Genomic DNA, 17,035 nt, shown 5'->3' on the forward strand with positions numbered 1-17,035 from the left:
ACATGCACACACCAACTGCGGCACCTGCTCGCAGTCAGAAGCGGGCCGGACGCCTGCTACTCACGGCCTGCCTGGCCGCCGGGGTGCTCAGCGGAACTTTCCACCTCGGTGGTGAGAGTATCGCTGCTGCACAATCTAGCTTTGGATCCAGCAATGCCCCGTGGCAATCTTTCCGTCCTGCTCCCGCGCCGAAGCCTGCACCACAACCACAGCCGGCACCTGCGCCGAAAAATCCGGCTCCACAGCCACTGCCAAAACTGCCGCAGATGCCGCCGGTGCAAGACCCTGCCCAGCCCGAACAGCAACCGAAGGTTGTCGAAAAGATCACTAAGGTTCCGATCTTCAGCCGTGAGCAAAACATCGATTGGCATGAGGTCGGCGGGCAAAAGATCTACGCCGAAGGTGAAGCTTTTCAATTCCTCGAGAATCCCGGAAAGATCACCCCAGGTGCGCGCATCACGAATACCCGGCTGGGATCGTATTGTTCGGTGGGATGGATCGTCGAAAAGAATGGCGAACAGTTCATCCTGACCGCCGGGCATTGTGGCCGGGAAGGCGATGTCTTCAGCATGGAAGATCCTGAGGGCAGGCAGCACGTGGTGGGAACGATGACGTATTCAGAGTTTCAAAACCACGGCGACATCGGGCGCTACGACAAAGGGCTGATCAAAATCGAGAATCCCGCGATGGTTGATGCCCGGGTGCAGCTGTTTTGGAAAAACCAGCAGATGACCACCGCTACGGTGCAGAACACCAACTGGACGGAAGAGCACAAGCCACGGCTGTGCCGAATGGGCGCGCGAACTGGTCTTTCGTGCGGGCCATACTATGGTCTCGGCGCTGACGGGCAGTTGATTTACAACGCGATTTCTCTGCCCGGCGACTCCGGCGGACCGGTTTTTGCCACCCACAACGGCAACGTCTTCCCGGTGGGTATCGTCTCGGGTGGCCTGAAAGAAGATGCTATCCATCAGGTTGCTCAACCGATTGCGCAATTCCTTAACGACGGCGGCTACAGGCTGCTCTAACTCAGCGCAGAAGCTTTCGGGTTGTCATTAGAATTGGGGTAGATCCTTCCCAGCCCCACCCCGATTCCAGTACCAGCCATGCCATGATGCCGGGTGGCAACTAAAACAACCACCCGGCCTCCTCTGAAGCGTCCCCGGGTTTTGTTCCGTTTAAGTAGATGGGAAAATCTGGAACATGCCAAGGAAAATTTGACCAGGATGCAAAGGACCGAGTGGTCCGTCTCGTGGAAGACCGCATCTTGGCGGAAAATATGTCGATGCAATCCGCGTGCCAGGCAGTAGCCCCAAAGCTGGGGGTTTCATGGCACACAGCAAAACAATGGACGCAAGCCGTTCGACGCGAAGGACGTGTTGTCGAACGCATGCCAGAGGATATGCAAGCCGAAATCTCCAGGCTGCGACGTAAAAACCACAAGCTACGAGATACCAACGAACTGTTGACGGCTGCTTCAGCTTTTTCGCATCGGAACCAGACCCAAAACGTCGGAAATGATCCGGTTCATCGATGAATACCGGAATCGTTTCACAGTCGAGTTCATCTGCACGACGTTGAAGAACAATCGCGAAGGTGGCTTCATTACCTCGCGTGGTGATCGCCAATCCAAAGCTCGTGGGCTTAGTGCTCGTCGCCTTCGCGATGGCGTGCTGGTTGAACGCATTAGTGCTGTTCATCAAGCTAATTACGGTGTCTACGGTGTGCGAAAAATGTGGCATGCTCTTCGCCGTGAAGGAATTGATATCGGCCGTGAGCACACCGCCCGGCTGATGCGTTTGGTTGGTGTTTCTGGCAAAGGCAAAGGCCGGTCACCGGTGACCACTCGTAGGTCAAAGACGGTGGATACGCGCCCGGATTTGGTCGAGCGTGAATTTAAAGGTCAGGGCCTAAAATAAGTTGTGGGTGGCCGATATTACTTACGTGCGCACGAAGAAAGGTTTTGTGTACACCGCGTTTGTCACCGATGTGTTCTCCCGAAGGATTGTCGGTTGGGCGTTATCAGACTCGATGCGCACTTCAAGCACTGCCGCTGCAAGCTCTCAACCAGGCGATAGTGTGTGCTGAAGAAACGACAGGTTTGGTGCACCATTGAAGATCACGGGTCGCAGTATGTCAGCGTGGTCTACAACGAGCAACTTGCCCAGCACGGGATTGCCGCTTCCACCGGGACTTTTGGTGACTGGTATGACAATGCTCTAGCTGAAAACGTGAACGGCTCCTACAAGAACGAGCTGATTCATACCCGCAGGTGGGATGATGTTGTCGAGGTAGAAATCGCGACATTCGAGTGGGTGTCATGGTGGAACGAGACTAGGCTCCATCAAAGCTTGGGGTACCGAACCCCGGTTGAGGTTGAGGACGCGTTTTGGGAACAAGATGGGTCCCGGGAAATAATGGAAAACAAGGTAGATGCCTAGGAACAAAACCCGGGGCACTTCACCAGCTGCCGACCAGGCTACGCACCCATAAAATAACTCTCCCACACGCGTATCTGGACCCAACCCCCGCCCAAATAGACCAAAAATCCAAGCCCGTTTGGATCACCTCAACTTGACAAAGCACACAGCTCAATTCATGTTTTATCCTCTCCGACCAGAGGAACATAAGAAGAAATAATCAACTCAATCTGAGACTTAAAACCAAATCACCACCTAGTGTGAGACAAATCATGTATGCTGGTCATCAGTCAAGCTAAACAAGGAGGTGTAGTCCATGATTATCAACATTGAAGAAAAGGATGTTGAGCTAGTTGAAGCTCTTGTTCACCGCTGCTAAAGCAGTAAACAATACTTAAGGCTGGGTGTCGGCTACTACAGGCGGTCGACACCCTTTTAGAAAGGATGTAATGGCCGAAGTTCAATATATACTGTCGCCACGATGGACAGTATCGGCAAGCGGAAAGCAACTGAAACTACAGTCTGAGAGTAAACAACTCAAACTGGAGTTAACTGAAAGCGCTGAACCAATTAGAGAATTACTCACTAAGAAAAGCCTGAATTTAAACGAATTTGACAAGAATTTAATTGAATTACTAGTGTCACACTCAGTTATTGTACGGAAGCTCACACATAGTTGTCCAGCAACAGAACGCCAGTTCATCTACTGGTCTGCTTTTTCCACTCTGGACTGCAGGCAGGAGAAATTACATAATCTTAGTGATATGCACGTGACTATAATCGGATTAGGTGGTATAGGCACTGTAGTGGCCAGGCTTTTAGCTGGTGGAGGGATAAAGCGGTTTACTTTTATCGATGGAGATTCTGTTGAGGAAAGCAACTTAAATCGTCAAATATTATTCAATAATAAAGATATAGGAGCCTCTAAGGTTGACAGTGCCCGGAGAAACCTTATTAGCACATTCCCTGAGCTAAATATAGAAACAAATGTAACAGATTATTTAGGCCAAAAACCAAACTCTATTTTCAATACCGAAACTGATTTTGTACTTGTGGCTTTCGACGGGCCAACACTGACCACCCCTCTTATGCTATTAGACGAGCTTTGGGAATCAAAAATAGACTGCGCTTTCGCCTTTACTGGATTCGATAAAACATATGCTTCACCTATCTACAGCCGACAATTTTCGTCCTGGTCACCTAAAGAGTCGTTTGATGTGCGTAATGATATATCCGGTCGTAGTCCCATTCAAGCCTCTTCATCGACCAATAATGCTTATGTGTCAGCACTTCTAGCAGAGCAAATGCTATTTCACTTGACCGGACTATACGAAGAGGTTGAATACGATAAGGTGCTAGTTTCCACTCGGCGACAAGGCTACCCATCTTTTGCACTAACGGAACAGATTTACTTATGAAGAACCGATTACGATTAGAGGTTGATGCAACCAGCCATCTCAAACTACCCTTAGTGGAATTCCACGATTATTTCCTAAGCACCCAGTTAGAGTTACCTTTGATTATGGAGGATTTGGATGGAAATCTAGTGCCAACGCTGCTAACTTATGGAAAGCGGATTGACAGATACCGTTGGTGTTATTCTACCGGTCCGGACTGGCCCAACAACATTGACATCGACACCGGGTTGTGCTGCATTGCAAAACACATTGCTAAAATATGCAATGCAACCAGAAGCAACTGGGTAAGTTTATTATTAGATGAAATCGCAATAGTTAACCAGCAGTTAGTGCTTAAAACAAGGCTTCCGATAGCAGACTTAGACACATTTATGTGCTGGCAAGGTTTTGCGATAGATAGCCTATGTAAACAACACATTGGACCATATCAACTTGAGAGACTTGATAAGCACACTGCATTATTGAAACCTGTAAATGTAGATGCGTGTGCTTTTGAGCTTATACATACAAAAAACAGAGCTGAAGGTAGGTGCTTATACGACAAAGGACACCTAGATATTGGTTGGGGAATAGGGGTTCCAACGGAATTTTTTCGTAAAGACGATTCCGGGCCTTTTTCTCCTAACCATAACCAGTCACCGTTTGTTTACACATTACAGGCTGGGGTGAACGTTCCACCAAATGAATACAAGCACATATTTAATATAATTAAGAATGCTGATACAAGCTTACCAGGAGTTTCTTCCGTTCACTCTCGTGTAATACAAGAAAATTTCACCAATCAAAATTCCCGTATTAGTGATCTTGCGGACACAGGTAATGTGAAAAGGCCCTTGTACTATACAAACTATTCGCCAAACAATGAAATGGCAGATACGATTATTGACGCTTGCGACCTCAAGTTGTCTAAAAAATTGATTAGGTATTTAGATTTGGTCCAAGGGCAAGTGGATACATCTGATGGATACACACTATGTTTAGAGTATCCAATGTTTCCAGGGATATGGGGGAGGATTCCAAATTCAATACGCTATCTTAGTAAACAAATGGCACCGTCTAGAACACACGCCTTAGCAACAAGCCTGATTGCGCAACCAAAGGCAGATTTGGCACATGTAGTAGAGCTTGAAACCCAGATAGATGAAGAGGAACGTAAAATTGTTCTCGGCCGTTTGGAACTCAGGTTTCGCTCGAAGTATATGATGCCAATAAGCCCTAGTGGACGCTTCCCACTATCAAATATTACTGAGTAAAATCTTCGACTCTAAGGAATCAATATGGCAGAAAATAAACTTTGGTCGAGAACATTTTCGAGGTTGTGGGCTTGCGAAGGTGTATCAGTGCTATCAGCTCAAATGCTTATTTTTGCACTTCCCATAGTAGCAGTCTCTACATTCCAAGCTACTGATGCACAAATTGGGCTAATCAATACCTTCGTCGGTTTGGGTTTACTTACCTTTTTAATCCTCGGGGCAAGTCTTACTGATCTACGACGCCAAGACAAACTCCTTGGCGCTTTATCCCTAACACGTGCCATGATATGTGGCTTCGCTGCTTTTGCCGCAGCCACCGATGCACTCGCGTTATGGCATTTACTCATCATAGGGTTTGCAATCAGCGGAATGACCGCCTTATACGATAGTGCATTTTCAGCTGTCGTCCCACAAGTTGTCCATACTCATCATTTAGGCAAAGCAAATAGTTGGATTGCCGCCTTACGCTCTGCAGCAGATATTGGCGCAGGTTCATTAGCAGGAATACTACTGTCCTATACAGGATCAGCGACTTTATTTTGTTTACTCATGGTTTTCTACGCAATAGCCAGCATCGGACCTTTTAGTCTGCGCCCCATATTTAAAAGAAAACCTAAACTCAACTCATCGAATCAACATGTTTTCTCACAAATCATGGGAGCTCGAGAAGGGATTCGTTTCCTGCTCGCTGATCCCATACAAAGACCAATCACCCTAGCCATAGCCCATTTCAACCTATTCACCAGTGCTATACAAGCCCTATATGTTGTATTTGCTCTACGATACGCAAACCTGTCTGCAGCCGAGATTGGCGTAGCAGCAAGTATCGCTGGGGTTGTTGGCTTATGTGGTGTCTTTATCTCTGACTGGTCAATCAAGAAAATCCGCCCAGTTGTATTGCTGTCTGTGACATTAGCGCTACCAGTACTATCCGGGGCAGGTATCCTTATCCTGCCCCTTCTTAATCAATTCGCTTCTATGTTGGTACTGAGCGCTTCCCTCGGGCTCTGGGCCTGCGCTGTCCTGGTTAATATTGCAGCAAGCGAAACACTCAAGCAGCAACTAGTCCCTGAAGCTATCCTCGGCCGTGTCTCAGCTGCGATTCGACTACTTACCTGGGGAGTCGACCCAATTGGTGCAGCCCTTGCCACGCTAGCAGTGCTCTATCTTCCTATTCACAGCGTGCTCATGATCAGTATTATTGGAATAGGTGCTTCCGTTTCCTGGCTGTTTACTTCCTCCCAGCTGCGCAAGCTTTCTCCTACACCAACCGGTAATTGATGATAAATTTTGCTGAGGCGTTCACCCCAGCCCCACCCCGATTCCAGTACCAGCCATGCCATGATGCGGGGTGGCAGCCTTAAAACAACCGGCCGGCCTCCGCCGCGCTCGGCTCTTCATGCTGCAACAACCAGCGCTTTCGGTCCAAGCCACCGGCATAACCGGTCAAGCTGCCATCAGCACCGAGCACCCGGTGACACGGCACAATCACACTCCACGGATTCCGCCCCACTACCTGCCCAACCCGCTGCGATAACCCCACATTGCCCATCTCACGCGCCAACGCACCATACGTCGTGGTCGCACCATACGCAATCCCCTGCAGCAGCCGCCACACCTGCACCGAAAATTCGCTGGACTCAGCTGCCACATGCGCCCAATCCAAAGGCACCGTGAAATCCTGACGCTTGCCGACGAAATACTCGCTTAATTCTGCCCGTGCCTGGCACAGTATCCAGCGGATGCTTTCATCGCTGTTGTCGCCACCGTCCGCTGTGCTTTCCAGTTCACACCGTGGCCCGCACTCCGCAATATCGGGCACATGCTTGCCGCCGCTGAAATACACCCCGACTAGCCCGTCGGCAGTAGCAACCAGCACTACCTCACCAACCGGGTTCTTACCCGGCGCGGAAAAACTCGTGTGTTGCACGCCGCCGTGCGTCTTTCCAGCAGGGGAATTGTTACTGTGCGCATCCCGCATCTGCGATTGGGAATCGTTCATAAACCCATTCTAGGGCGATCTGCTGGCAGCATTTCCGCCCGGCGCGGCGTCATCGGTAGGATCGGCGGTGTGTTTCGCGAGGCCTTGATGATCGGGATCGGTGCCGCCATTGGTGCGCTCGTCCGGTTCGTCACCCTCGCGATTTTCGGTGAAGAGCTGTTTCCCGTCGCCGTACTGGACATGATCGCCTGCTTTTTGATGGGCTATCTCGCACCCGGCCCGTTTGGCGGTGCTGGCATGCTGGGTGGCTTTTCGACGTATTCCGCCTTCGTCGGGCTCGCCTTCACAGAATTGGGCAGCCACCAGGTATTTTACGTCGCTGGGATTATCATTGCCTGCACAATCTGCTGGCTCGGTGGCGATCAGCTGCGCAACGTGTTGGATCTGCGCGAGAAAATGACGCACTTTATGCTCACCCATGGGCCCTGGGCGCACCCGGAGACGAACCCGCGCGTACACCCGGATTTCCGTGCCGCTGAAGGCGCTGCAGACTATGAAGGCGCTGCAGGCGGCAAGGACGGTGAGAGCAAATGAACCTCGATATCAGCCTCACCGAAGCACTCTTGTCGACGGCTTCTGTCGCCGCCGGTGCCTTTGCCGGAGGACTAGTGCGCGGCTTGTTAAGCAAGCTGCGCGGCCGCTACACCGGAACCGCGTGTTCTAATATGCTGGCGTGTTTCGCACTCGGGATTATGCTGGCGCGCGTCGATCTGGGCGCACTCGTGCACCTGCCGTATTGGGAAATCGCTTTTGGTACAGGTTTTTGCGGTGCGCTTTCAACCCTGGCAACCCTGGCCCGCGAACTTGGGAATCTGACCTACGAACGGGCGTGGATCCGCTTGAGCCTCTATACCGTGTTCACGGTGCTCGGCGGGCTGGGCGCAGTCTGGCTGGGATGGTTACTGGGCATGGCAGTCTGACAAGATAGACCTGAAAATCAGGATATTGAAGTGTCCCAGGTTTTGTTCCGTTTAAGTAGATGGGAAAATCTGGAACATGCCCAAAAAATTTGACCAGGATGCAAAGGACCGCGTAGTCCGCCTCGTGGAAGATCGCATCTTGGCGGAAAATATGTCGATGCAGGCCGCGAGTCAGGCAGTAGCCCCAAAGCTGGGAGTTTCATGGCACACGGCAAGACAATGGACTTAAGCCTGCTCGCCGTTCGGGAACCATCCCAGAACCTGTACCTGAAGATTTGGCCGCCGAAAACGCGAGGCTACGCCGTGAAAATCAAGAGCTACGCGACACTAATGAGCTGCTGAAGGCCGCGTCAGCTTTTTTCGCGTCGGATCTCGACCCAAAACGTCGGAAATGATCCGGTTCATCGATAAATACCGGAATCGTTTCTCTGTCGAGTTCATTTGTAAGACGTTGAAGAATAACCGGGCTGGTGGGTTTATCACCTCGCGTGGTTATCGCCAGTCCAAAGCCCGTGGGTTAAGTGCCCGTCGACTTCGTGACGGCGTGCTGGTTGAACGTATTAGTGCTGTTCATAGAGATAATTATGGTGTCTACGGTGTGCGGAAAATGTGGCATGCGCTTCGCCGTGAAGGAATCGATATCGGTCGTGAACAAACCGCCCGACTGATGCGCCTGGCTGGCGTTTCTGGCAAAGGCAAAGGCGGATCACCAATCACAACCCGAAAAGCTAATGTGCCTGATTTGCGCCCGGACTTGGTTGAGCGTGAATTCAAAGCCCGGGGCCCGAATAAGCTGTGGGTGGCCGACATTACCTATGTACGGACACGAAAAGGATTCGTCTACACTGCATTTGTCACCGACGTCTACTCCCGGCGGATCGTCGGGTGGGCGCTGTCAGATTCGATGCGGACCGAAGCTTTGCCGCTGCAAGCTCTCAACCAAGCGATTGTGAGCGCGAGGGAAACAACAGTGAAGTGTCCCAGGTTCTGTTCCGTTTGAGTAGATGGGAAAATCTTCGAACACGCCCAAAAATTTGACCAGGATGCCAAGGACCGCGTGGTCCGTCTCGTGGAAGACCGCATCGTGGCGAAAAATATGTCGATGCACCCCGCGTGTCAGGCAGTAGCCCCAAAGTTGGGGGTTTCATGGCACACGGCTCGTCTATGGACTTAAGCCTGCTCGCCGGGATGGCGATGTTACTCCTGCCGAAGAAGACGTGATTGCTGAAAACGCCAGACTACGTCGTGAAAACCAAGAGCTGCGAGATACTAATGAGCTGCTGAAGGCTGCATCAAAGCTTGGGATACCGCACCCCGGTCGAGGTTGAAGCCTCGTTTTGGGTACAAGATGGGTCTCGGGAAATAATAGAAAATAAGGTAAATGCCTAGGAACAAAACCTAGTACACTTCAATATATTCATTCAGGATATATTCATTACGGTATACACAAACCAGGACCCAAACATGAGAATCGCTGGAAATACCGCACTGAACAGCCCAATTCCCGCTATCCATGGTTTACGCTCTGCAATACCTAGGGCTCCTGCACTGAGTCCGAGAACAAAACACACCGGCCAATGGTATAAATCAGTATCTTGCACAAGAAAGCCACCGATTACAGCCAGCAGTAGATTAACGGAGATAATCCCGATCGCGATTTTCGCCTTGGTCTTTCTCATCTGACCCCCAAATATTCCTGATCTCCAAATGCTTTGAGCTAACTCATATTATCGTTTGTCTACCAATAGACCTAGCGCTTTACCGGGATTTCTAAATACGGGGTGATATTGAGAAATTGTCACTCTTCGAGTTTATATAGAGGAAAGAAGTGCGTCTCTAGAGAAAGCACTTTTATCCGCCAACGCAAAACCGCCAGCCCTAATGCTCACAATTGAGCACCGGACTGGCGGCAGTCGCTGCCGTAGCAGCGTATTGCGTCAGATGGCTAGACCCGCGGGAAACCTAAGCACCGTAGCTTGGGGTTTCACCTTCCAACTGCTCGCGGTGCGAACGGATCGGCTCCCACGCGGTATTGGAACGCATCGGGGTGGTGCGCTCGTCGCGGGAACGGTACAGAACGTACGGGCGGGTGGTGTACCCCACCGGCGCGGAGAATGCGTGCACCAGGCGGGTAAACGGCCACACGGCAATCAGCGTGAAACCAGCAATGACGTGCACTTTGAACTGCCACGGAGCGTTAGCCATGAGCTCCGGCTCAATATTGAAAATCAATAGCTGACGCAACCACGGCGAGATGGTTTCGCGGTAGTCGTATCCGCCGGTACCGGCCAGGTCGAACAACTGCAGCGTAAACGTCGCAAAAGAACCGGAAATCAGCGCCGCACCCAAGAAAATGTACATCACCTTGTCGGAGGTAGACGTCGACAAGAACACCGAACGGTGCTTCAAACGACGGTAGAGCAGGCCAGCAAAACCGAGCAACACGGCCAACGCGGCAATCGAGCCGGGAATGGTCGCGATCAGGTGGTAAGTGTGATCGTCGATGCCGACGGCGCGAGTCCAGGACTTCGGGAAAGCCAGGCCCATCAGGTGGCCGATGATCACGAAGACCATGCCCCAGTGGAACAGCGGCGACGATAGACGCAACAGCTTGGATTCATAAATCTGCGAAGAATGGGTGGTCCAGCCGAATTGGTCCGAGCGCCAACGCCAGAAGATACCGACGACAAACGCCACAATCGCTAACCACGGGAACGCGCCCCAGAGGAAGTTATCAAACATGGTGTGGTCCTTAATTATTTAATGTATTAGGTTCAATTCCGCTACACCACGCCCGGCTGGCTGGTGGGGAACGGCAGGTCCGCGATACCCACCATTTCTGCCGGTGGGCCGGTGCGGATCAAATCGACGTATTTCTGCGCGGTTTCCGCGTCCACCTGCGGCAGCGCCTTACACAATGCGACGATCAGCGCCACGTACGGCGAATTCACCTGGTTCAACGCCGCCCGCAGCACCTCGATGCCCTCGCGGTGGCTAGCCACCAGCTGCACCGCGCTGTCGTGCTCTGCGCCTTCGGTCATCGCCATGGCTTCCAGCACCACGCACAGGTGATCTGGCAACTCGTCGTCCGAAATCTGGAAACCAAGTGCCTCCAGCTGCTCGCGGAATGACAGAATCGCCATGCCCCGCTGGCGGGTATCGCCCACGGCGTAGTAGGAAAGGAACAACGCGCAACGGCGACGTTGATCGAAGGTCTCCACGTAGTGCTCTTCCAACGCTCGCGGGCCCACGCTGCGCGCCCATTCCGCGAAGTTCACGAAGTCCGTGGCAATCGCCAACGGCAGCTGATCTACCTGCTCTTCGACAGCGGCGAGCTTGTCGATGATGTCTTCACCCGGGTAGCTCAGCAGCACCGAGACCGCCATCGCGGTGATGCGTCGCTGCTCTTCGGTGACCTCCACCGGGGCAATGAACTCGGTGGGTACCTTGCCGGTGTGGGCGCGCAAGGTGCGCTCAACATCCTTGGCACCACCCATGCTGCCGATACCAGCCGGGGTGCCGTAGCCTGCGACGGCGTCGTCGGCAGGCGCTGCGGCGAACTTCGGCTTCGTCGACGGTGTTGCCGGGCGTTTGCGCAGTTTGTCGAAGATACTCACGGTGTGCTCCTACTTCTTCCCTATTGGCCTTTTGCCCTATTTTTTCGGCGGGAACATCGAATCGGGGCGGTCGCCACTCCAGGACAGCAGCGAGACCTTGCCGCCTTGGGCAGCACTGCTGGTACATGCCTCAGGCGCACCCATGCCCAGGTCGTGGAATACGTCCTCGGAGGCCTTTGCTGGGTCCACATTGCCGAATGGGTCCAGGTTGGAAATGCCACGTGGGGTTTCCGGAGATGCAGTCGGAATGACGTAGCGGTCGTCGTACTTCGCGATCGACAGCAGACGGTACATTTCTTCGATCTGCTTGCCGGTCATGCCCACGGCCTGGGCAATTTCTTCCTGCGGCTCATTGCCCAGGTTGATATCGCGCATATAGGAACGCATAGCCACCAGGCGACGCAGGGATTTCTCCACCGGCACGGTATCACCCGCGGTGAACAACCCAGCCAGATAGTCCAGCGGGATGCGCATATTCGACAAAGCCGAGAACAAGATCTTGTGGTCCTCGCCGTCGTTACCGGAAGCAGTCACGCTGTCGACGATTGGGGACAGCGGCGGGATATACCAGACCATAGGCAAGGTGCGGTACTCCGGGTGCAGCGGCAAAGCAACACCGTATTTGAAAATCAGATCATAGATCGGCGACTGCTGGGCAGCATCAATCCACGAGTGCGGGATGCCCTCTGCTTGTGCGGCGCGCACCACCTCTGGGTCATGCGGGTCCAGCATGATGGACTTCTGCGCTTCGAACAGATCCTGCTCGTTTTCGGTGGCAGCGGCTTCGGCGACGCGGTCGGCGTCGTAAAGAATCACGCCCAAATAGCGCAGACGGCCCACGCAGGTCTCAGAGCACACCGTCGGCTGGCCCACCTCCAAGCGCGGGTAGCACAAGGTACATTTCTCGGCTTTACCGGTCTTGTGGTTGAAATACACCTTCTTGTACGGGCAGCCGGAAACGCACATGCGCCAACCACGGCAACGGTCCTGGTCCACCAGAACGATGCCGTCTTCGGTGCGCTTATACATCGCACCAGATGGGCACGAGGAAACACAGGTCGGGTTCATGCAGTGCTCGCAGATACGCGGCAGGTAGAACATGAACGAATCCTCGATTTCCTTTTTCACCTCGAGGTTCATGTTGTGCAAGATCGGATCATCGTCCATGGTTGCGGTGGAACCACCCAGGTTATCGTCCCAGTTGGACGACCATTCAATCTTGCTGATGTCGCGGCCGTCGATCTGCGATACCGGCTTCGCGGTAGGCTGCGTTTTCTGCCCAGCCTTCGCGCCCATCAGATCTTCGTACTGGTAAGTCCACGGCTCGTAGTAGTCCTTGAGCTCCGGCAAGTTCGGATTGTGGAACAGCGTCGCCAATTTCTTGATGCGCCCACCGGCTTTCGGCTTCAGCTTGCCAGAGCTGGTGCGTTCCCAGCCGCCCTTCCACTTCTCCTGGTCCTCCCACGTGCGTGGGTAACCGAGACCCGGGCGAGTCTCGACGTTGTTGAACCAGATGTACTCGGTGCCTTCACGGTTGGTCCATGCCTGCTTACAGGTCACCGAACAAGTGTGGCAGCCAATGCACTTGTCCAGGTTCATGATCATGGAAATTTGGGCCATGACTTTCATTAGTAGGAAACCTCCTGTGAACGGCGACGGACGCGAGTAACCTCATCGCGGTTGTTGCCAGTCGGGCCGATGTAGTTGAAGTGGTAGGTCAGCTGGCCGTAACCGCCAGCGATGTGTACCGGTTTGATAGAGATGCGGGTCAGCGAGTTGTGCGTGCCGCCGCGGCGGCCGGTGTGCTCATTGATCGGCGTGCCGACGGTGCGTTCCTGGGCGTGGTTACAGATCATCGTGCCCTCCGGGATGCGGTGGGAAACGATGGCACGCGCAGACACCACACCGTTGCGGTTGTAGACCTCGACCCAGTCGTTGTCCGTCACGCCGATCTTCTCGGCGTCCTTGTTGGACATCCACACGACCTGTCCACCACGCGAGATGGACAAAACGTGCAGGTTATCGAAGTACTGCGAGTGGATCGACCACTTGTTGTGCGTCGTCAAGTAACGCAGCGTGACTTCGGCTTCGCCACGGTCGTTGGTCAGTTCCGTGCCCGGCGCGAATTCGCCGTGCATGTGCACGTGGTCCAGCGGTGGGCGGAAAATCGGCAGGGTTTCGCCGTAGTCGATGTACCAGTCGTGGTCGATGTAGTACTGCATGCGGCCCGTGACGGTGTGCCATGGTTTGTCGAATTCCACGTTGATGGAAAACGCGGTGTAGCGACGCTTATTGCGCTTGTCGGCGGTCCACTCCGGCGAGGTGATGACCTCTTTCGGGCGTTCCTTGATGTCGTCCCAGGTGATGCGCACGTCTTCGTCGGCCGCACCCAGTGGGGTGAGGTCTTTACCGGTGCGCGAGGACAGGAACTCGAATCCCTGCTTGGCCAGCTCGCCGTTGGACACACCAGACAGGTGCAAGATGGCGTCGATGACCTTGGTGTCCTTGGACAGGTCCACCAGCTCGCCCATGGAGGTCTCCGAAGTACCGCAGATCAGCTCGAGTTCCTTCACCTGCTTTTCCACGTTGAACTTGGTGCCGTGCACGCCCGTTCCGGCCTTGGCAGGCAGTGGGCCCAGGTGCGTCCACTTCTCGTAGATCTTGGTGTAATCGCGTTCCACGACGTGCAGCTTGGGCATAGTCACGCCTGGGATCAGGCCTTGTTCTTCCACGTTTGGCACCACGCCGTTGGGCATGCCCAGTTCGTCCGGGCTGTCGTGGTGGCTTGGCTGCGTGACGACGTCGCGCTGCGTGCCCAGCCACTTGGTGGCTTTATCCGACAGGTCGGCGGCGAGATCGCGGAAGATCTCGAAGTCCGAACGTGCCTCCCATGGCGGGTTGATGGCAGCGTTGAACGAGTGCAGGTACGGGTGCATATCCGTCGAGGACATGTCGTGTTTTTCGTACCAGGTTGCCGCCGGGAACACCAGGTCCGAAACCAGGGTGGTGGAGGTGTTGCGGAAGTCGGCGGTCATCATCAGGTCGAGCTTGCCGACGGGTGCCTCATCGGTCCACTTGATACTGCGTGGGCGATCTTCTTCCGGCAGTTCCGGCGCGGTGGCGTCGGAATCGATGCCCAGCAGGTGGCGCAGGAAGAACTCGGTGCCTTTCGCGGAAGATCCCAGCAGGTTGGTGCGCCAGTTGATGAGAATGCGTGGCCAGTTTTCTTCCGCCGACGGGTTGTCGTAGGAAAACTCCAGGTCGCCCTTCTCCAGCTGCTGAACCACGTAGTCGTTGACTTCCATGCCCGCTTCGTCGGCTTCGTCGGCCAGGAACAGCGAGTTGCGGTTGAACTGCGGGTACGCCGGCATCCAGCCACGACGCATGGCCTCTGCCATGGTGTCGGAGACCATTTTGTCACCGATGGCGTCGTTATTGGCCAGTGGCGAGCCCAAGTGCGAAGCCCGCGAGTTGTCGTAGCGGTATTGCTCGGTGGCGAAGTAGTAGAAACCGGTGGTGATCATGTGGCGCGGTGGGCGCTGCCAGTCGGCAGACATGGCCCACTGGGTCCAGCCGTTCATCGGACGCAGTTTTTCCTGGCCGACGTAGTGCGCCCAGCCACCGCCGTTGACGCCCTGGGTGCCGCACATGGAGGTCAGCGCCAAGAAGGTGCGGTAGATGTTATCGGCGTGGAAGTAGTGGTTCACGCCCGCACCCATGATGATCTGCGAACGTCCCTGCGAATCAGCAGCGTTTTGTGCGAATTCGCGGCCAATGCGGATCGCGGTTTCTGCGGCGACACCAGTCAGGCCTTCTTGCCATGCTGGGGTGCCTACTTCGGTGGCGTCGTGGAAATCGGTAGGCCACGAACCTGGCAGGTTGAGTTCCTCACGGTTTACGCCATAGTGCGCGAGCATGATATCGAAGACGGTGGTCACCAATTTGCCGTCAACCTCGCGTACTGGGACGCCGCGGTGAACCACACCAGCGCCGATTGGTTTGCCGGTTCCGACGTCTTCTGGGTTGGCATCCAGGTCAAAGCGCGGGAACAGCACCTCTGCGGTACCGAACTTGTCGGTTTCGGCGATGGACATGACAGGGTCGGCGTGATCCAACCCCAGGTTCCATTTCGACGATTCCATATCCCAGCGGTCAGCAACCGTGCCGCCGGGATCGACGACGCGGCCGTCTTCTTCCATGACCAGGCCGCGGTGGGTCGCGTTTGGCGATTCTTTCAGGGTCTCGTCGGTAACCTGCGAGGCGGTCAAGAACTTGCCTGGGGTGTAGGTGCCGTCGTCACGCTTGTCCAAAGCCACCAAGAATGGCGAGTCAGTGTATTTCCGCATGTAGTTCAGGAAGTACGGCTCCTGACGGTCCACGTGGAAGGTCTTGAGGATGACATGCCCCATGGCGAACGCCAGCGCGGCGTCGGTGCCCGGTTGGATGCGTGCCCATTCGTCGGCAAACTTCGTGTTGTCCGCAAAGTCTGGCGAGACCACGACAACCTTGGTTCCCTTGTAGCGGGCTTCGACCATGAAGTGGGCATCCGGGGTACGGGTGACTGGGATATTGGAGCCCCACATCATCAGGTAGGACGAGTTGTACCAGTCGCCGGATTCTGGGACGTCCGTTTGGTCGCCGAAAGTCTGTGGCGATGCCGGTGGCAGGTCGGCATACCAGTCGTAGAAAGACAGGGCGACGCCACCAATGGACTGCAAGAAGCGCATGCCGGCACCGTAGGAAACCTGCGACATAGCCGGAATAACGGTAAAGCCGTTGATGCGGTCTGGGCCGTATTTACGGATGGTGTAAACGTGTGCCGCCGAGGCGATATCGATGGCCTCCTCGTAAGAAATGCGGATCAAACCGCCCTTGCCACGCTGGGAAACGTACGCACGGCGCTTTTCTGGGTCTTCCTGGATCGCGCGCCACGCCAGCACGGAATCACCGTGCTTTTTCTTTTCCTCGCGGAACATGTCGACGAGCACGCCACGCGCGTATGGGTAACGCACACGGGTTGGCGAGTAGGTGTACCAGGAAAACGACGCGCCACGTGGGCAGCCGCGCGGCTCATATTCCGGCATGTCGTTGCCGGTGGTCGGGTAATCCACTGCCTGGGATTCCCAGGTGATCACGCCGTCTTTCACGTAGACCTTCCACGAGCAGGAACCAGTACAGTTCACGCCGTGGGTGGAACGCACCATCTTGTCGAAGGCCCAGCGGTTGCGGTAGAAAACGTCCGCTTGGCGGCCGCCTTTCAAAAACAACTGCTGGCCAGACTCGGTGGCCTCACCTTTGCGCAGGTAAGCACCGAGTTTAAACAGTGGATTCAGTTTTGGGGAATCCGAAGAACCGGATGCGTGGGAATCAGAAGTAGTCGTAGTCATGGGGTTAATATGCTCCTG

The 17,035-nt window shown here is 54.4% G+C and carries 16 protein-coding genes and 2 pseudogenes; 13 read left to right on the top strand and 5 right to left on the bottom strand.

Annotated features, from left to right (window positions below; genetic code table 11):
- Positions 1-2: 2 nt before the first annotated feature.
- The 8 genes from ACP8MI_RS10955 to ACP8MI_RS10990 all read left to right on the top strand — a co-directional run bounded on the left by ACP8MI_RS10955 (position 3) and on the right by ACP8MI_RS10990 (position 6,372).
- Complete coding sequence (locus tag ACP8MI_RS10955) at positions 3-1,028, top strand: S1 family peptidase (protein ID WP_455975314.1); 1,026 nt, start codon at positions 3-5, stop codon at positions 1,026-1,028.
- Positions 1,029-1,186: 158 nt separating this feature from the next.
- A complete protein-coding gene (locus tag ACP8MI_RS10960; protein WP_026167880.1) occupies positions 1,187-1,537 on the top strand; it encodes a hypothetical protein in 351 nt (116 codons plus the stop codon).
- A complete protein-coding gene (locus ACP8MI_RS10965; RefSeq protein ID WP_126844186.1) occupies positions 1,518-1,919 on the top strand; it encodes an IS3 family transposase in 402 nt (133 codons plus the stop codon). The genes ACP8MI_RS10960 and ACP8MI_RS10965 overlap by 20 nt, the downstream gene beginning before the upstream one ends.
- Positions 1,920-1,965: 46 nt before the next feature.
- Positions 1,966-2,088, top strand: coding sequence for a hypothetical protein (locus ACP8MI_RS10970; protein WP_431604495.1), 123 nt, complete (start codon positions 1,966-1,968; stop codon positions 2,086-2,088).
- On the top strand, positions 2,082-2,441 hold the full coding sequence (locus tag ACP8MI_RS10975) for an integrase core domain-containing protein (protein ID WP_081604940.1): 360 nt from the start codon (positions 2,082-2,084) through the stop codon (positions 2,439-2,441). Before ACP8MI_RS10970 ends, ACP8MI_RS10975 begins: the two co-directional genes overlap by 7 nt.
- A 428-nt stretch (positions 2,442-2,869) precedes the next feature.
- Positions 2,870-3,838, top strand: a complete 969-nt coding sequence (locus ACP8MI_RS10980; protein ID WP_018120616.1) for a ThiF family adenylyltransferase — start codon at positions 2,870-2,872, stop codon at positions 3,836-3,838.
- 53 nt (positions 3,839-3,891) lie between these two features.
- Positions 3,892-5,091, top strand: coding sequence for a hypothetical protein (locus ACP8MI_RS10985; protein ID WP_126844190.1), 1,200 nt, complete (start codon positions 3,892-3,894; stop codon positions 5,089-5,091).
- Between the two features lie 24 nt (positions 5,092-5,115).
- Positions 5,116-6,372 (top strand): MFS transporter, encoded by a 1,257-nt coding sequence (locus ACP8MI_RS10990; protein WP_126844192.1) that lies wholly within the window; start codon positions 5,116-5,118, stop codon positions 6,370-6,372.
- A gap of 79 nt (positions 6,373-6,451) precedes the next feature.
- On the opposite strand, the gene ACP8MI_RS10995 is transcribed toward ACP8MI_RS10990, so the two are convergent.
- Positions 6,452-7,093: a methylated-DNA--[protein]-cysteine S-methyltransferase gene (locus tag ACP8MI_RS10995; RefSeq protein ID WP_455975311.1), complete on the bottom strand. Its 642-nt coding sequence runs from the start codon at positions 7,091-7,093 to the stop codon at positions 6,452-6,454.
- Between the two features lie 69 nt (positions 7,094-7,162).
- Between ACP8MI_RS10995 and ACP8MI_RS11000 the strand changes: the two genes are divergently transcribed.
- From ACP8MI_RS11000 to ACP8MI_RS11020, 5 genes and pseudogenes are all read left to right on the top strand, one after another.
- Positions 7,163-7,627, top strand: a complete 465-nt coding sequence (locus tag ACP8MI_RS11000; RefSeq protein ID WP_126844193.1) for a CrcB family protein — start codon at positions 7,163-7,165, stop codon at positions 7,625-7,627.
- On the top strand, positions 7,624-8,013 hold the full coding sequence (locus ACP8MI_RS11005; RefSeq protein ID WP_126844195.1) for a fluoride efflux transporter FluC: 390 nt from the start codon (positions 7,624-7,626) through the stop codon (positions 8,011-8,013). The genes ACP8MI_RS11000 and ACP8MI_RS11005 overlap by 4 nt, the downstream gene beginning before the upstream one ends.
- A 30-nt stretch (positions 8,014-8,043) precedes the next feature.
- Positions 8,044-8,242: pseudogene (locus tag ACP8MI_RS11010) on the top strand (hypothetical protein).
- A gap of 162 nt (positions 8,243-8,404) precedes the next feature.
- The gene (locus tag ACP8MI_RS11015; RefSeq protein WP_126844197.1) at positions 8,405-9,013 is read left to right on the top strand and encodes an IS3 family transposase; all 609 of its coding nucleotides are present in this window, start codon (positions 8,405-8,407) and stop codon (positions 9,011-9,013) included.
- Positions 8,989-9,187 (top strand): annotated as a pseudogene (locus ACP8MI_RS11020) (hypothetical protein). Before ACP8MI_RS11015 ends, ACP8MI_RS11020 begins: the two are co-directional and overlap by 25 nt.
- A 788-nt stretch (positions 9,188-9,975) precedes the next feature.
- Here ACP8MI_RS11020 and narI read toward each other — a convergent pair.
- Genes narI through ACP8MI_RS11040 form a run of 4 tightly spaced genes read right to left on the bottom strand, consistent with a single transcriptional unit; the run spans position 9,976 to position 17,017 of the window.
- Entirely contained in the window at positions 9,976-10,755 is a 780-nt protein-coding gene (gene narI, locus ACP8MI_RS11025; protein ID WP_455975309.1) for a respiratory nitrate reductase subunit gamma, read from the bottom strand.
- Positions 10,756-10,796: 41 nt separating this feature from the next.
- Positions 10,797-11,630: a nitrate reductase molybdenum cofactor assembly chaperone gene (narJ, locus tag ACP8MI_RS11030; RefSeq protein WP_284584533.1), complete on the bottom strand. Its 834-nt coding sequence runs from the start codon at positions 11,628-11,630 to the stop codon at positions 10,797-10,799.
- 36 nt (positions 11,631-11,666) lie between these two features.
- Positions 11,667-13,259 carry a nitrate reductase subunit beta gene (gene narH, locus ACP8MI_RS11035; RefSeq protein WP_249624723.1) on the bottom strand — a complete coding sequence of 531 codons (1,593 nt, stop codon included), beginning with the start codon at positions 13,257-13,259 and terminating at the stop codon, positions 11,667-11,669.
- Complete coding sequence (locus tag ACP8MI_RS11040; protein WP_049149957.1) at positions 13,259-17,017, bottom strand: nitrate reductase subunit alpha; 3,759 nt, start codon at positions 17,015-17,017, stop codon at positions 13,259-13,261. The genes narH and ACP8MI_RS11040 overlap by 1 nt, the downstream gene beginning before the upstream one ends.
- Positions 17,018-17,035: the final 18 nt, after the last annotated feature.

It is taken from the genome of Corynebacterium sp. LaCa_70, assembly GCF_058182015.1.

What these genes read in the sequence shown, in the direction of transcription:
- narI (WP_455975309.1), bottom strand. Translation starts at nt 10,755, where the DNA reads ATGTTTGATAACTTCCTCTGGGGCGCGTTCCCGTGGTTAGCGATTGTG.
- ACP8MI_RS10990 (WP_126844192.1), top strand. Translation starts at nt 5,116, where the DNA reads ATGGCAGAAAATAAACTTTGGTCGAGAACATTTTCGAGGTTGTGGGCT.
- ACP8MI_RS10995 (WP_455975311.1), bottom strand. Translation starts at nt 7,093, where the DNA reads ATGAACGATTCCCAATCGCAGATGCGGGATGCGCACAGTAACAATTCC.
- ACP8MI_RS10965 (WP_126844186.1), top strand. Translation starts at nt 1,518, where the DNA reads ATGATCCGGTTCATCGATGAATACCGGAATCGTTTCACAGTCGAGTTC.
- narH (WP_249624723.1), bottom strand. Translation starts at nt 13,259, where the DNA reads ATGAAAGTCATGGCCCAAATTTCCATGATCATGAACCTGGACAAGTGC.
- ACP8MI_RS10960 (WP_026167880.1), top strand. Translation starts at nt 1,187, where the DNA reads ATGGGAAAATCTGGAACATGCCAAGGAAAATTTGACCAGGATGCAAAG.
- ACP8MI_RS11015 (WP_126844197.1), top strand. Translation starts at nt 8,405, where the DNA reads ATGATCCGGTTCATCGATAAATACCGGAATCGTTTCTCTGTCGAGTTC.
- ACP8MI_RS11040 (WP_049149957.1), bottom strand. Translation starts at nt 17,017, where the DNA reads ATGACTACGACTACTTCTGATTCCCACGCATCCGGTTCTTCGGATTCC.
- ACP8MI_RS10980 (WP_018120616.1), top strand. Translation starts at nt 2,870, where the DNA reads ATGGCCGAAGTTCAATATATACTGTCGCCACGATGGACAGTATCGGCA.
- ACP8MI_RS10955 (WP_455975314.1), top strand. Translation starts at nt 3, where the DNA reads ATGCACACACCAACTGCGGCACCTGCTCGCAGTCAGAAGCGGGCCGGA.
- ACP8MI_RS11005 (WP_126844195.1), top strand. Translation starts at nt 7,624, where the DNA reads ATGAACCTCGATATCAGCCTCACCGAAGCACTCTTGTCGACGGCTTCT.